Origin of the sequence: Streptomyces sp. NPDC102462 (assembly GCF_044765425.1) — a bacterium.
In the GTDB taxonomy this organism is placed as follows: domain Bacteria; phylum Actinomycetota; class Actinomycetes; order Streptomycetales; family Streptomycetaceae; genus Streptomyces.
In genome coordinates this window covers 1-12441 of the sequence record NZ_JBIWKB010000044.1, presented here as the reverse complement: position 1 = coordinate 12441, position 12441 = coordinate 1, and the positions used below count along the sequence as shown (strand labels likewise).

The window sequence follows — 12441 nt, the reverse complement described above, 5'->3', positions numbered from 1 at the left end:
GGTTTGCCCGCACCCTCTCGGGCCGGGCAGCGGGGGACAGCGAACTCGGCCCCCGGCCGGCCGCCGCCGGGAGCGCTGCGAGGAGACCTTCCCCAGTTGCCGTCACCATCCCCGGGCCGCGGCTGCCTGCGCGGCGGCGCCCCGGCCGGCGCCACGGTTGGCGCTGCTAGTGGGAACGCGACCGACGGCCGGCCCGCGGCTTCGTCGACGAGCCGATCTCCCGGAGCAGGTCGATCACGGCCTGAGCGCGCATGGTCTGCCGGACGCCGTCCATCAGCGCGATCGTCACGTCGAGATGCGGATGGTCGTCGATGAGTTCCAGCGGGACGACGTCCCTGCCCGCGTAGGTCTGGCTGGTGGCCGGCCGCTGATTGAGGACCGAGTACCCGAGCCCGTGAGCGACCAGGGACCGCACCGTCTCATAGCTCTGGGTCCGGTAACGGATGTCGGGGGCGATGCCCGTGGCGGTGACCAGTGCCCGGAAGTAGTCGCGACTGTAGGGGAGGTCGAGGAGGACCATCGGTTCGGCGGCCAGTTCGGACAGCTCCACCGACTGGCGGTCGGCCAACCGATGCGTCTCGGGGATGATCACGTACGCCGAGGCCTGGTCGATGACGTCCCGGCGCAGAGCTGGGGTGGCGGACATGCCGAGATCGTAGGTGAGCGCGAAATCGATCTTCCCGCTCTGCAGCGCCTGGGCCAGCTGTTCTGCCTCCGCCTCCACCACGTTGAGTTCGATCCCCGGATGCTGTTCGCTGCAGGCGGCGAACAGCGCAGGCAGGTAGTAGGGCGCCAGCGTGACGAAGCAGCCCAGCGTGACCGGGCCGGCCAGGGAACCGCCGCTGCCGCGGGCCTCCGCCTCCACCTCGCGTGCACGAGCCAGCAGCTCACGGGCCTGGTGCTGCAGGCGCTCGCCCGCCGAGGTCAGGGTCAGCCCCCGGGCCCGGTGGCGGACGAAGAGCTGCACCCGCAACTCGTGTTCCAGGTTGGTGATGGCAGAGGACACGGCAGACTGCGCGATACGCAGCCTTTCGGCCGCCGCCGTCATCGACCCGCATTCGGCGGCCGTCACGAAATAGCGCAACTGGACAAGCGTGAAGCCAACCGGCGGTGTCATAACAGACCCTTGCATCAGTTATCGAGGCGTGCCTACCCGACTGAATCCAGCAAACAGATTACAGGGGTGGGCGGCACCGGTACAGCGGTCCTGGACGACGCCCGGCCGGTCAGGGCGCGAGTCGGCCCGTCAGCATGGCAGGACTGGTGAGGGCGCGCAGCTCCGCCTCGGTCAGCAGCGCGCGCTCACGCACCAGGTCCAGCGCGGGCCGGCCGGTACGGTGCGCCTCCAGGGCGATGGCGCACGCGGACTCGTACCCGATCGCGGGGCTGAGCGCGGTGACCAGTCCGGTGGAGGCCGCGACGGTCTGCGCGAGCCGGTCCCGGTTGGCGGTGATGCCGCGCACACACCGCTCGGTGAGCACGGTGATCCCCGCGGCGAGATGATCCAGGCCCGCGCTCAGACTGCGGTAGATGATCGGCTCGAAGGCGTTGAGCTGGAGCTGTCCGCCCTCCGCGGCGAACGTCACGGTCACGTCGTTGCCGATGACCTCGAACGCGATCTGGTTGACGGCCTCGGGAATCACCGGGTTGACCTTGCCGGGCATGATGGACGAACCGGCCTGGCGCGCCGGGAGGTTGATCTCGCCGAGGCCGGCCTGCGGCCCCGACGACAGCAGGCGCAGGTCGTTGCAGATCTTCGAGAGTTTCACCGCGAGCCGCTTGAGCACACCGGACAACTGCACGAACACGCCGACGTCCTGGGTCGCCTCGATCAGGTCAGGGGAGGACACCAGCGTCGGTATGCCCGTCAGCCGCCGCAGGTGCTCCACCGCGAGTTGCCGGTAGCCGGGGCGTGCGTTGAGGCCGGTGCCGATCGCCGTGCCGCCGAGGTTGAGTTCGTGCAGCAGCACTCTGGCCTCGCCCAGGCGCTGCTCGTCCTCGGCAAGGGTCGCGGCGAACGCCGCGAACTCCTGGCCCAGCGTCATGGGCACGGCGTCCTGCAACTGGGTGCGGCCCATCTTCAGTACGTCGGCGAACTCCGCCGCCTTGTCGGCGAAGGCAATACGAAGCCCGGCCAGCGCACCGAGCAGCCCGGCGATGTGCGCGTCCAGGGCCAGTTTCACCGCGGTCGGGTAGACGTCGTTGGTGCTCTGTCCGAGGTTGACGTGGTCCAGGGGGTGCAGGGCGGTGTACTCACCGCGGGAGAGGCCGAGCAGTTCCAGGGCGCGATTGGCGATCACCTCGTTGGCGTTCATGTTGGTCGACGTCCCCGCGCCGCCCTGGATGAGGTCGACCACGAACTGCTCGTGCAGCGCTCCCTCACGGATCTCCGTGCAGGCGTCGGCGATCGCCGAGGCGAGATCCCCGTCCAAGGCCCCGACCTCCGCATTGGCCGCGGCCGCGGCCTGCTTCACGGCGGCCAGGGCTCGGATCAGGTGCGGGCGGGCCGACAGGGTCTCTCCCGTGATCGGGAAGTTGACCACCGCCCGCGCCGTGTGCGCACCGTAGTAGGCATCGCCCGGCACTTCGACACTGCCGAGCATGTCGTGGTCCCGGCGAGAAACCGAGCCGGTCGCGACGTGTGCGCCGGGACGCCCGGCCGCTGATGGTGCAGACATGATGTCCTCAAGAGTCACAGGAGATGAACGAGAGCGGGGAGCGGATCCGGGGAACGGCCTCGACACCTGACAGCCACTCCGCAAGAGCGTGACGACCGGGCACAGGGCGTGAACCGACGGGGCCCGGGCCGGCCTCCGCGCCCGCGGTCACACTGCTGCGGTGGCCGCCGCGCCGCGGTCCACTGCGGTCCAGGCCAGTGCGATCGCCCCGTCCAGCAGGGCACGCTGGGCCTTGCCGCCCACGCAGTACGCGGCGAACTCGTGCTGGTGGTTGGTGGCGGGCAGGGAACCGATGCCGATGTAGGGGTGGATGGCCGGCACCACCTGTGAGACGTTGCCCATGTCGGTGGAGGCGCGGTTCATCCGGGCGGCCTGGCCGGGCGGCGCGAACTCCCGGCCCAGCGCGAGGGCGTTGGCGCGGTAGTACGCCAGGGCGGTCTCGTCCGTGCGGAACTCCGCGTACGGCTTGCTCTCCGGTTCGATCTCCAGCGCGCAGCCGGTCGCGAGGGCCCCCGCTTCGAAGGCCCGCATGACGCGGGGTTCCAGCTCGGCCAGTTCGGCCAGCGTCTCCGCCCGTACGTACCACCGGCCGGTCGCCCGCTCGGGGATGGCGTTGGGCGCGTCCCCGGCGTGGGTGACCACACCGTGCACGCGGGCCGAGGCCGGCAACTGCTGGCGCAGCAGGCCGATGGCGACCTGGGCCACGGTGAAGGCGTCGGCCGCGTTGACCCCGGCCTCCGGGTAGGCCGCTGCGTGTGAGGACTTGCCGGTGTAGGAGATCTTGGAGTGGCTGACCGCGAAGGGGCGGGCCTCGGCGACGTCGACCGGCGCGGGGTGCACCATCATCGCCAGGTCCACCCCGGCGAAGGCGCCACGCTCCAGCATCTCGATCTTGCCGCCGCCGCCCTCCTCGGCCGGGGTGCCGTAGACCTCCACGGTCAGGCCGGCGTCGTCCGCCACGGCGGCCAGGCCGAGCGCCGCGCCGATGGAACTCGCCGCGATCAGGTTGTGCCCGCACGCATGGCCCAGGCCCGGCAGCGCGTCGTACTCGGCACACACGGCGATGCGGGTGGGCCCGCTGCCCAACCGGGCGTAGAACGCCGTCTCCAGGCCGAGATAGGTGGAAGTGACGTCGAATCCGGCGCGGTCCAGCAGCTCCGGCACGGTGGCCGCGGCCCGGTGTTCCTCCCAGGCCGTCTCCGGGTCGGCGTGCAGCCGCTCGGACAGCCCGATCAGTTCCTCCGCGTGCCGGTTGACCGCGCTCCGGGCGGCCTCCTTCAGCGCGCCCATCACAGATCGCCCGGCACGCCGTAGGAGGGGGAGCCCGCGGGGTCGAGGCCGCGCCGCACGTAGTCGTCCCGTTGCGGCAGCCACACGTCCAGAAGAGCAGCGAGCTGTTCGATCGGATCGTCGGCCCAGTCCACCCGCAGGTCGGTCACCCGCCAGCCCACGTCCGCGACGACCGCCAGGCCCGCGGAGCGCACCGGCCCCGCCTCACCGCCGACCGCGAGGGCAGCGCGCAGAGCGGAGACCAACCGCTCCTCCAGCTCACCCGTCGCCGCGAAGTAGGCGTCCAGGAGAACATCGGGGATGTGCGCGCCGGCCAGCAAGTTCCCCGCGGCGACAGCACCGTCCGCGGTCGCCGACGCGTATGTGCCGAGCGTTCCGGAGCCACTGAAGGCATGTCCGGGCCCGGTGTGCCCCAGAACGGTCAACTGCCGATATGCGATGGTCGGCGCGTTGCGGTCCGCGCCGGTGACATCGGTCAAGGCGCGCTGGGCGTCGCCGTGTTCGGCGAGCCGGTCGAGCAACTCGGTGCCGAGGACAGGATGGGTGATGTTCTGTGAGGCGGCGGCGCCGACGCCGGGCCGCAGATGCGCGCACCGGGCCGCGACGGCGGGACTGGACGAGCTGACCGCGATGCCGAACCGCTCGCCGTCGCGGACCACCAGGGAGAAGGTCATCGCCGCTCCTCCTCGGGGATCACCGCGATCGCGTCGATCTCGCACAGCCACTCCGGGCGGGCGAGGGCGGAGACCACCAAACCGGTGGAGATGGGGTGCACACCCTTGGTCCAGCGGCCCACGGTGCGGTACACCGCCTCGCGATAGCGCGGGTCGACCAGGTAGATCGTCAGTTTGACCAGGTGTTCCATCCGGCTGCCCGCTTCTTCGAGCAGCATCTTGATGTTGGCCATGGCCTGCTCGGCCTGGGCCTCGGCGTCGCCGATGCCCACGGACTCACTGGTGTCGAGGTCCTGGCCGATCTGACCCCGGACATACACGGTGTTCCCGGCGACGACGGCCTGGCAGAGGTCGTTGTCGAGGTTCTGCTCGGGATAGGTGTCGCGCGTGTTGAACGGCCGGATCCGGGTGTGTCCGCCGGCGACGATCGGGGCCTTGACCGGTCGGTCCTCGCTCGTGGAGGTCATCGTCTGTCCCTTCAGTTCTTTCCGGTCACTGGCGCGGCGAGCGGCCGTTGGCCGCTGCCGTAGGCGAGGTAGCCCCGCTGGGTCACGATGTGGTCGGACACATATCTGGCGTCGTGCCACACACCCCAGATGAAGCTCGACCCGCGGCGGGACAGCCAGGGCAGGCCCAGGAAGTAGACGCCGGGCTCGGTGGAAACTCCTCGTCGCTGCTCTGGCCGGCCGTTCTCGTCGAACGCGTCGACCTGGAGCCAGCTGTAGTCGGCGGAGAAGCCCGTCGCCCAGACGATCGAGGTGACACCCGCCTCGGCCAGGTCCAGTTCGAGTCGGGGCTCGGTCACGCATTCCGGGTCCGGCCCGAGGACGTGGGCCTCCGGCTCCTCGGGGAGGTCCAGCCCGTTGCGCTTGACGTACGCGTCGGCCGCCTGGAGAAGTGCCAGGTACTGGGCGTCGCCGAGGGCGATGTTCGTGGCGAGATCCGGCGCGAAGCGCAGTACGCCGTCGTCGTAGGACATGGTCAGACCCACGAGCTGAATGCCGTCGGCGGCCAGGTCACGGAAGTCCACGGTGTGGCCGCCGCGGGCGCCGCTGACCGCGATGGTGACATGTTCGGCACCCTGGGGCGGTGTCTCCGCGTCCCAGAGCCCGAGCACACCGAGCCACCAGCAGAAGTCACGTCCGCGGTACTCGCGGGGAGGACGGTCGTGCGGACCGACGGAGAGGAAGACCTGCCGGCCCGACCGGCGCAGTTCGTCGGCGATCTGCACGCCCGAGGAGCCGGCCCCGACTACGAGGACCGCGCCCTCGGGCAGTTGCTCCGGGTTGCGGTAACCGCTGGAGTGGATCTGTGTGCAGACGGCACCGTCCGGGACGATCGGCGGGATCACGGGCCGCTGGAACGGCCCGGTCGCCGCCACGACGAAGCGCGCGTCGATGGCGCCCTTCGACGTCTCGACCCGGAAGCCTGCCCGACCGGCGTGCCTGCGCACCGACGTCACCTCGACACCGCACCGGACCGGGGCGCCGATCTTCTCGGCGTACGCGACGAAGTAGTCCGCGACCTGATCCTTCGAGGCGAAGGCGTCGGGGTGGACGTCGGAGAACTCCAGTCCCGGGAAGCGGTCGTGCCACGCGGGCCCGTTCGCGACCAGGGAATCCCACCGCTCCGAACGCCACCGCTCGGCGATGCGGTGCCGCTCCAGCACGACGTGCGGTACGCCGTGGGCGCCCAGGTGCTCGCTCATCGCCACACCTGCCTGACCCGCCCCGACGACGACTACCTCGGTCTCTTCACTCGACATGTCAACCTCCACTCAGGCGGTAGGCCACTGCACTGTCGAATCGACCCGCTACCGCACAGGAAATCCTCTGTGCACCCCAATAGTTCTGTCCAACAGGGGTTTTCGTTGTGCGGCATCTGATTTACAGATACAAGAGGTGGCGCAGGCCCCGGCGGAGGGTGCAGGGCCAGTCGTGCCGTCCCGGGCCGTCTCGCCCGGGCAGGACTCAGGGCCGCTGGGTCAGGGAACGATTTCCAGCGCGGACCGCACCTCTTCGTCCACGGGCGCCATTCACGGGGCCGACGGCTGCTCCGTGTCCCACGCCGAGGCCTTCGATGAGCGGGGTGGTCGGCACCGTCACTCCGCGTCGAGGTCGGTGGCCAGCAGCGTGGCGAGGTCGTCCAGCACCTGGTCGGCGCCGGGAGCCTCACAGGAGAGGACGACGGCCTCGTCGTGCTTCACCGCCAGCCCCATGACCTGAAGGACGCTGGACGCGTCGATCGGGGCGCCGCCTTCGCGGCCGATGAGCACGGGCACGCCGTACCGGAGCACGGTCTGGGTGAACTGGGCGGCCGGGCGAGGACACGGACGAGCAGCAGCGAGGTGTGGCCGCCGGAAAGTCGGGGCGGGATGTGAAGCCGGGTTCAGGCCCGCGAGCGATGCCCAGGCGCACGGCAGCCACCTGTATTCGCCGGAGCGGGAGCGGCACGACTGCTGCTGATCCGCCTCTGTTAGGCTCGCGACGCCTCCCGCGGGGGAAGTCCGGTGAGAGTCCGGCGCTGACCCGCAACGGTGTGCGCGGCGACCCCTGGTTGTTCGCGTGAGCCCGATCGCCTGTGGGTGGCGCGACCCGTTGACTGCTCGCCGTGGACTGCGAGAGGGGACCGAGCGGCCTTCGTGTCGTACGGGCTCTCTCCTAGCGTGAGGTCCGACCGGCGGCTCTAGGCGAAGGACCGCCCTGACCGTGCGCCGCAGCCCCACCCCCGGACGAATACCCGTACCTCCCTTGGCACTTGGCCTCGGATTGCTTCTCCTCGTGTCGCTCGTGTGCGGTGTCGTGCTGGGGGCCGCGGGGATCGGCTGCGCGGATGTGTTCCGCTTCCTGTGGGCGGGGACCACCGGCGGCACCGTGCATGCCGATGACGCCGCCGCGTACATCATCGTCTGGGAGATCCGGCTGCCGCGCGTCGTGCTCGGGGCCGTCGTGGGCGCGGGGCTCGCGGCCGTCGGGGTCGCCGTGCAGGCCATGGTGCGCAACGCGCTCGCCGATCCGTTCGTGCTGGGCATCTCCTCGGGTGCGGCGGTGGGCGCGAACGCGGTCATCCTGCTCGGGGCGTTCGCCGGGCTGGGTGTGTGGGCGCTGTCGGTGTCGGCGTTCGCCTCGGCGCTCGCGGCCATGGTCCTCGTGTACGCGGTGGCTCGCTCGGCGCACGGGCTGACCCCGCTGCGGCTGATCCTGACCGGGACGGCGCTGGCGTACGGCTTCGAGGCGGTCACCACGGTGATGGTGTTCGGGGCGGCCCGGGGCGAGGCGGCCCGTTCGGCGATGATGTGGCTGCTGGGCAGCCTGGGCGGGGCGACCTGGGCGCAGGTGCCGCTCGCCGCGGTGACCGTGGCCGCCGGGTGGGCGTGGCTGCGGTGGCGGGCCGAGCCGCTCAACGCGCTCGCCATGGGCGACGAGACGGCCGCCGCGCTCGGCGTCCAACCCGCCCGGCTGCGCAGGGTGTTGTTCCTGGTGACGGCAGCTGTGACCGGCACGGTGGTCTCGGTCAGTGGAGCCATCGGTTTCGTCGGGCTGATGGTGCCGCACGTCGTACGGATGCTCGTCGGCGCCGACCACCGGAAGGTGCTCGCGGTGGCACCCCTCGCCGGAGCCGTCCTGCTGGTGTGGGCGGACATCCTGTCCCGACTCCTGCTCGCGCCCGCGGAGTTGCCGGTCGGCGTGATCACCGCAGTGGTCGGAGTCCCCGCCTTCCTGCTGCTGATGCGGCGCGGCGGCTACGCGTTCGGAGGTCGGTGACAGATGAGGCTCGACATCGAGGACGTGACGGTCGAGGCTGCCGGGGTTCGGCTGGTGGAGGACGTGCGGCTCGCTGTGGACAGCGGGGCGTTCGTCGGGCTCGTCGGTCCGAACGGCAGTGGCAAGTCGACGTTGCTGCGCTGCGTGTACCGGGCACTGCGCCCGGCCGGGGGAGTCGTACGCCTCGACGGGGACGACCTGCACACCATGGAACCGCGGGCCGCCGCCCGGCAGTTGGCCGCGCTGCCGCAGGAGTCGTCCGCCGAGTTCGACTTCACCGTCGCCGAAGTGGTCGCGATGGGACGCCTGCCGCACCAGGGCCGCACGGCCGCCGAGGACCGCGCCGTGTGCGCTGCGGCCATGGAACGCACCGGCGTCACGCACCTCGCCGACCGCGGGTTCCTCGCCCTGTCCGGCGGCGAGAAACAGCGCGTCCTCATCGCCCGTGTCCTCGCCCAGCAACCCCGCGTCCTCGTCCTGGACGAACCCACCAACCACCTCGACATCGCCCACCAGCTGGACGTGCTCTCCCTCGTCCGCGACAGCGGGCCGACCGTGCTCGCCGCCCTGCATGACCTCAACCTGGCCGCCGCGCACTGCGATGTCCTCTACGTCATCGCCGGCGGCCGGATCGCCGCCTCCGGACCACCGCACGACGTACTCCAACCCGCCCTGCTCGCCGAGGTGTTCGGGGTGAGCGCGCATCCGGTGCGGCACCCGGAGACCGGCGCGGTCCAGCTCCTGTTCGACCTGCTTCGGCCCGCCAAGTAAGGACTTCCATGCGTAAGTTGCTTGCCGCCGCCCTCTGCCTCGCAGCCACCGTCACCGCAACCGGGTGCGGTGCCAGTGTCGAGTCGTCCAAGGAGGCGAAGTCCCATGCCGTCACGCTCACCAACTGCGGCAAGAAGGTGACGTACGACAAGGTCCCCCGGCGGGTCGTCACCAACGACGTCGGCATCACCGAGCTGATGTTCGCTCTCGGCCTGGAGAACCGCATGGCCGGGTTCGCCATGCCCGACGACAAGGGCGACCTGACCGACGTGCCCTGGAAGGACGCCTACGACAAGGTCAAGTGGCTCTCCAAGGACCGGCTCACCAAGGAGAACGTCCTCGACGCACGCGCCGACCTCGTCTTCGCCGGCTGGAGCTACGGCTTCCGCGAGGACAGCGGCTTCACCCCGGAGGCTCTGAAGAAGCTCGGCATCCCGACGTACATCCTCACCGAGTCCTGCCGCAACGGCCGCACCAAGACCTCGCGCGGCATCGTGCCGCCCCTGGACGCCCTGTACGCCGACCTCACCAACCTCGGCAAGCTCTTCGGTGTGGAGAAGCGGGCCGCCGCGCTGATCGCCGACTTCAAGAGGCAGATCGCCACCACCGAGGCGAAGGCGCCCGCCCACCGGCCGAAGGTCTTCCTCTACGACAGCGGCCAGAACCAGCCTTTGTCGTCGGGCCGTTACGGCGCCCCTGACGAGATCATCAGCAGGGCCGGCGGGGACAACGTCATGCACGACATCGACGACTCCTGGACCACCGTCGGCTGGGAGTCCGTCGTCGAGCGGAACCCGGACGTCATCGTCGTCTGCAACTACGGCGACCTGAGCGCCGAGCAGAAGCGGAAGTTCCTGCTGTCGTACGCCCCGCTCCGTGATGTCTCCGCGGTCAAGCACAAGCGGATCTTCGTCCTCGACTACGTCGACCTGGTGGAAAGCCCCCGCAACCCGTCCGCCATCGCCCGGCTCGGCACGTATCTGCGGACGGTGGCCCAGCAGCGGTAAGGACCGTCAGCGGACCGTGCTCCCGCCCGGAATCATGCCCGCCCGGCCGATGCAGACCACGTCGACTACGACGGGCACCCCGCACAGGACGGCAAGAGCCTCGTCGCGGGCGGGGGTGTTGTGGCCTGGTTCCAGCGGGTGCGTGCAGCGGTCAGGTCGGCGAGGGCCCGCCGGCTGCCGGTGATCAGCTGGGGTGGGGTGGTGGCGTGGTCGTCGGCGTATACCTATGCGTCGCGCTACATGGTGGGCAGGGAGCACTGGAGGATGTCCTCGCCCCACTTCTACGGGAAGGCGGCCACTTCTGTGAGAAGGGGGAGCACGTCGGCGGAATCGGTGCCCCGCGGGGCACCGCGGCCGGGGACGGGGATGAGCATGCCCTTGAGCTTGTGATGTGCCCCTGTGACCTCCGCCATGCCGGCATTCCCTTCTGGTTGGCCTCCGGTGCTGACCCTGCCGAGTGCGCGCGTCGCGCAGGGCATAGCATCCAAGCCCCCTTCCGTTACTACGCCAAGTTCCTGGCGGAGGCTTGGCCCGGAAGTGCCCCGCGCGCTCCTTAGGCGAGCCCGGTGAAGGGCGCCTGACGGCGGTCTTGCCTGGTCAGGCGCCCTTCTTTCGTGGCTAGAAGAAGCCCAGTTTCTTCGGGGCGTATGACACCAGGAGGTTCTTGGTCTGCTGGTGGTACAGCGCTAGCAGCTCGCTTCGATGTCGGTCGGGCGCGGCGGCCGGTGGCGAGCAGCAGCCGTTCCTCCTACCTGGGCGGCCTCTTCGTCGCCGTGCAGGGGCTTGTGCGGGGATGCGGGGCAGGGATCCGGAGCGGGTTCGGGGCCTGGGCGAGGGGTTCCGGGGAGCGGTGCAGGAACGCCCGCACAATCAGCCGACCCGCCGCACGAAGGCACTTCCCGGTGCGAAATACTCTCCCGATGAGTTCACGCACTTCCCCGATCAGCCAGCCGGTCACGATACGGAGGGCCGTCGCGCGGGATGCCAAACGGCTCACGCGGCTCGTGCGTGGCTCAGGCGCCTACCAGGGTAAGTACGCAGCCGCAGTCGCGGGCTACCGGGTCGGTCCTGATTACATCGAGGCCCACCGCGCCTTTGTGGCCGTCGGCGCCTACGAGCATGGAGACCGGGTCCTCGGGTTCTACTCGCTCGTCCTTGCTCCACCGGAGCTCGACCTGCTGTTCGTCGCCGACGAAGTGCAAGGGCGGGGTATTGGACGGCTGCTCGTGGCGCACATGCAGTCCGAGGCCCGTGCTGCCGGGATCGACCGTCTCAAGGTCGTGTCGCACCTTCCCGCCGCGGACTTCTACCACCGCGTCGGTGCGGTGCGGACCGGGACCGCGTTCGCGAACCCGCCCGCCGTGCCGTGGGACCGTCCCGAATTCGAGTTTCGCATTCCTTCGGAATGACGCGGTGTGCCGGTTGGCGGGGCACCGGCTTCGCTGCATGGCGGCCGGCTTGCAAGGCCCGGACGCGCCAGGTCAGGGCCCGGGCGGGATTTTCACAGAGATCTGCCAGGTAGTGAGCGAGAGAGCAGCGGTGAAGCGGGTCGTCCGTGACACCGACCGCGGACCACAGGGTCAGAAGCTTCTGGCGGGCAGAAGCGATGTCACCGGCTCGGCCTTCGGTGACGGCTTGCCTTATGGCTTCCCTAGCCTCGATCATTCATGAGTCCCCGTCAGCTTGCTGACGGGGACTCTGTGTCTGTGCGGTGGGGTCTTTTCGGGGTTGGGGCAGGCTGAGGGCCCGGCTCTCGCGTCGGGTGGGCGCCGGGTTCCACTTCGCCGGTGGGGTGGTGCGGGTTGTCGGAATGGTCGAAGTTGCTGGTCATCCGGGGTTCGGGAGGGTGTGGAGCCTGTCCATCGCGTGGGTGATGACGTCGGTCCAGGGCCAGCGGGCCCTAAAGCGCAGCCAGCGGCGGCGGCCGGTGTTCACGAGCTGGGCGGCGGCGGAGAACAGCCGCAGGCGGAGCTTCTTGGGTTCCCAGCGGCGGGTTGTGCCGGTCAGAGCGAGCATGGGCATCCAGGCGAGGAGGTCGAGTGCGAGGGAGACGATCTCCAGCCAGATCCGGTTCTGCGCGGTGTCGTGCAGGGGCAGGTTGCGCAGGCCGGTGTCGCGGGCGCCTCGGATGCGGTCCTCGCATCGGGCCCGGCGGCGGTGACGCAGTTCGAGGTCGGCGAGCTGGCCGCCTTTTGTGTTGGTCGCGAAGCAGGTCAGCCGCAGCCCGTCGAGGTCGGTGAACCGCAACTGGGCGCCG

General features: G+C 70.2%; 13 protein-coding genes, 1 pseudogene and 1 riboswitch. Of the genes and pseudogenes, 4 read left to right on the top strand and 10 right to left on the bottom strand.

Translation table 11 applies throughout. The features are described from left to right. Nucleotides 1–166 precede the first annotated feature (166 nt). From ACIRFL_RS30605 to ACIRFL_RS30575, 7 genes are all read right to left on the bottom strand, one after another. Nucleotides 167–1117 carry a LysR family transcriptional regulator gene (locus ACIRFL_RS30605; RefSeq protein ID WP_404034690.1) on the bottom strand — a complete coding sequence of 317 codons (951 nt, stop codon included), beginning with the start codon at nt 1115–1117 and terminating at the stop codon, nt 167–169. A gap of 109 nt (nt 1118–1226) precedes the next feature. Further along, a complete protein-coding gene (locus tag ACIRFL_RS30600; protein WP_404034688.1) occupies nt 1227–2678 on the bottom strand; it encodes an aspartate ammonia-lyase in 1452 nt (483 codons plus the stop codon). Between the two features lie 147 nt (nt 2679–2825). Continuing rightward, a complete protein-coding gene (locus tag ACIRFL_RS30595; protein ID WP_404034686.1) occupies nt 2826–3968 on the bottom strand; it encodes a M20 family metallopeptidase in 1143 nt (380 codons plus the stop codon). Continuing rightward, nucleotides 3968–4642, bottom strand: coding sequence for a DUF1028 domain-containing protein (locus ACIRFL_RS30590; RefSeq protein ID WP_404034684.1), 675 nt, complete (start codon nt 4640–4642; stop codon nt 3968–3970). The genes ACIRFL_RS30595 and ACIRFL_RS30590 overlap by 1 nt, the downstream gene beginning before the upstream one ends. Beyond that, on the bottom strand, nt 4639–5109 hold the full coding sequence (locus ACIRFL_RS30585) for a RidA family protein (RefSeq protein WP_404034682.1): 471 nt from the start codon (nt 5107–5109) through the stop codon (nt 4639–4641). Before ACIRFL_RS30585 ends, ACIRFL_RS30590 begins: the two co-directional genes overlap by 4 nt. Nucleotides 5110–5120: 11 nt before the next feature. Continuing rightward, nucleotides 5121–6407 carry a flavin-containing monooxygenase gene (locus ACIRFL_RS30580; RefSeq protein ID WP_404034680.1) on the bottom strand — a complete coding sequence of 429 codons (1287 nt, stop codon included), beginning with the start codon at nt 6405–6407 and terminating at the stop codon, nt 5121–5123. 336 nt (nt 6408–6743) lie between these two features. After that, nucleotides 6744–7034 (bottom strand): HPr family phosphocarrier protein, encoded by a 291-nt coding sequence (locus ACIRFL_RS30575; RefSeq protein ID WP_404034806.1) that lies wholly within the window; start codon nt 7032–7034, stop codon nt 6744–6746. 107 nt (nt 7035–7141) lie between these two features. Further along, nucleotides 7142–7221: riboswitch (cobalamin riboswitch) on the top strand. A gap of 171 nt (nt 7222–7392) precedes the next feature. Here ACIRFL_RS30575 and ACIRFL_RS30570 point away from each other — a divergent pair. From ACIRFL_RS30570 to ACIRFL_RS30560, 3 genes are read left to right on the top strand one after another with little or no spacing between them, the layout of a single operon-like run. Continuing rightward, nucleotides 7393–8406: a FecCD family ABC transporter permease gene (locus ACIRFL_RS30570; RefSeq protein ID WP_404034678.1), complete on the top strand. Its 1014-nt coding sequence runs from the start codon at nt 7393–7395 to the stop codon at nt 8404–8406. 3 nt (nt 8407–8409) lie between these two features. Beyond that, nucleotides 8410–9177: an ABC transporter ATP-binding protein gene (locus ACIRFL_RS30565; RefSeq protein WP_404034676.1), complete on the top strand. Its 768-nt coding sequence runs from the start codon at nt 8410–8412 to the stop codon at nt 9175–9177. Between the two features lie 8 nt (nt 9178–9185). Beyond that, on the top strand, nt 9186–10184 hold the full coding sequence (locus ACIRFL_RS30560) for an ABC transporter substrate-binding protein (RefSeq protein ID WP_404034674.1): 999 nt from the start codon (nt 9186–9188) through the stop codon (nt 10182–10184). Nucleotides 10185–10465: 281 nt separating this feature from the next. Here ACIRFL_RS30560 and ACIRFL_RS30555 read toward each other — a convergent pair whose 3' ends face one another. Continuing rightward, entirely contained in the window at nt 10466–10597 is a 132-nt protein-coding gene (locus ACIRFL_RS30555) for a hypothetical protein (RefSeq protein WP_404034672.1), read from the bottom strand. 507 nt (nt 10598–11104) lie between these two features. On the opposite strand from ACIRFL_RS30555, the gene ACIRFL_RS30550 reads away from it, so the two are divergent. After that, nucleotides 11105–11593 carry a GNAT family N-acetyltransferase gene (locus ACIRFL_RS30550; protein WP_404034670.1) on the top strand — a complete coding sequence of 163 codons (489 nt, stop codon included), beginning with the start codon at nt 11105–11107 and terminating at the stop codon, nt 11591–11593. A 46-nt stretch (nt 11594–11639) separates the two neighbouring features. Here the strand turns inward: ACIRFL_RS30550 and ACIRFL_RS30545 are convergent. Together ACIRFL_RS30545 and ACIRFL_RS30540 are read right to left on the bottom strand one after the other, a co-directional pair. Continuing rightward, nucleotides 11640–11849, bottom strand: a pseudogene (locus ACIRFL_RS30545) (hypothetical protein); the annotation flags it as partial. A 162-nt stretch (nt 11850–12011) separates the two neighbouring features. Further along, on the bottom strand, nt 12012–12441 hold a 430-nt coding region (locus ACIRFL_RS30540; RefSeq protein ID WP_404034668.1), incomplete at its 5' end, for a transposase.

Excerpts from the sequence above, each read along its gene's own strand:
- ACIRFL_RS30605 (WP_404034690.1), bottom strand. The coding sequence starts at position 1,117 with ATGACACCGCCGGTTGGCTTCACGCTTGTCCAGTTGCGCTATTTCGTG.
- ACIRFL_RS30600 (WP_404034688.1), bottom strand. The coding sequence starts at position 2,678 with ATGTCTGCACCATCAGCGGCCGGGCGTCCCGGCGCACACGTCGCGACC.
- ACIRFL_RS30595 (WP_404034686.1), bottom strand. The coding sequence starts at position 3,968 with ATGGGCGCGCTGAAGGAGGCCGCCCGGAGCGCGGTCAACCGGCACGCG.
- ACIRFL_RS30590 (WP_404034684.1), bottom strand. The coding sequence starts at position 4,642 with ATGACCTTCTCCCTGGTGGTCCGCGACGGCGAGCGGTTCGGCATCGCG.
- ACIRFL_RS30585 (WP_404034682.1), bottom strand. The coding sequence starts at position 5,109 with ATGACCTCCACGAGCGAGGACCGACCGGTCAAGGCCCCGATCGTCGCC.
- ACIRFL_RS30580 (WP_404034680.1), bottom strand. The coding sequence starts at position 6,407 with ATGTCGAGTGAAGAGACCGAGGTAGTCGTCGTCGGGGCGGGTCAGGCA.
- ACIRFL_RS30565 (WP_404034676.1), top strand. The coding sequence starts at position 8,410 with ATGAGGCTCGACATCGAGGACGTGACGGTCGAGGCTGCCGGGGTTCGG.
- ACIRFL_RS30560 (WP_404034674.1), top strand. The coding sequence starts at position 9,186 with ATGCGTAAGTTGCTTGCCGCCGCCCTCTGCCTCGCAGCCACCGTCACC.
- ACIRFL_RS30555 (WP_404034672.1), bottom strand. The coding sequence starts at position 10,597 with ATGGCGGAGGTCACAGGGGCACATCACAAGCTCAAGGGCATGCTCATC.
- ACIRFL_RS30550 (WP_404034670.1), top strand. The coding sequence starts at position 11,105 with ATGAGTTCACGCACTTCCCCGATCAGCCAGCCGGTCACGATACGGAGG.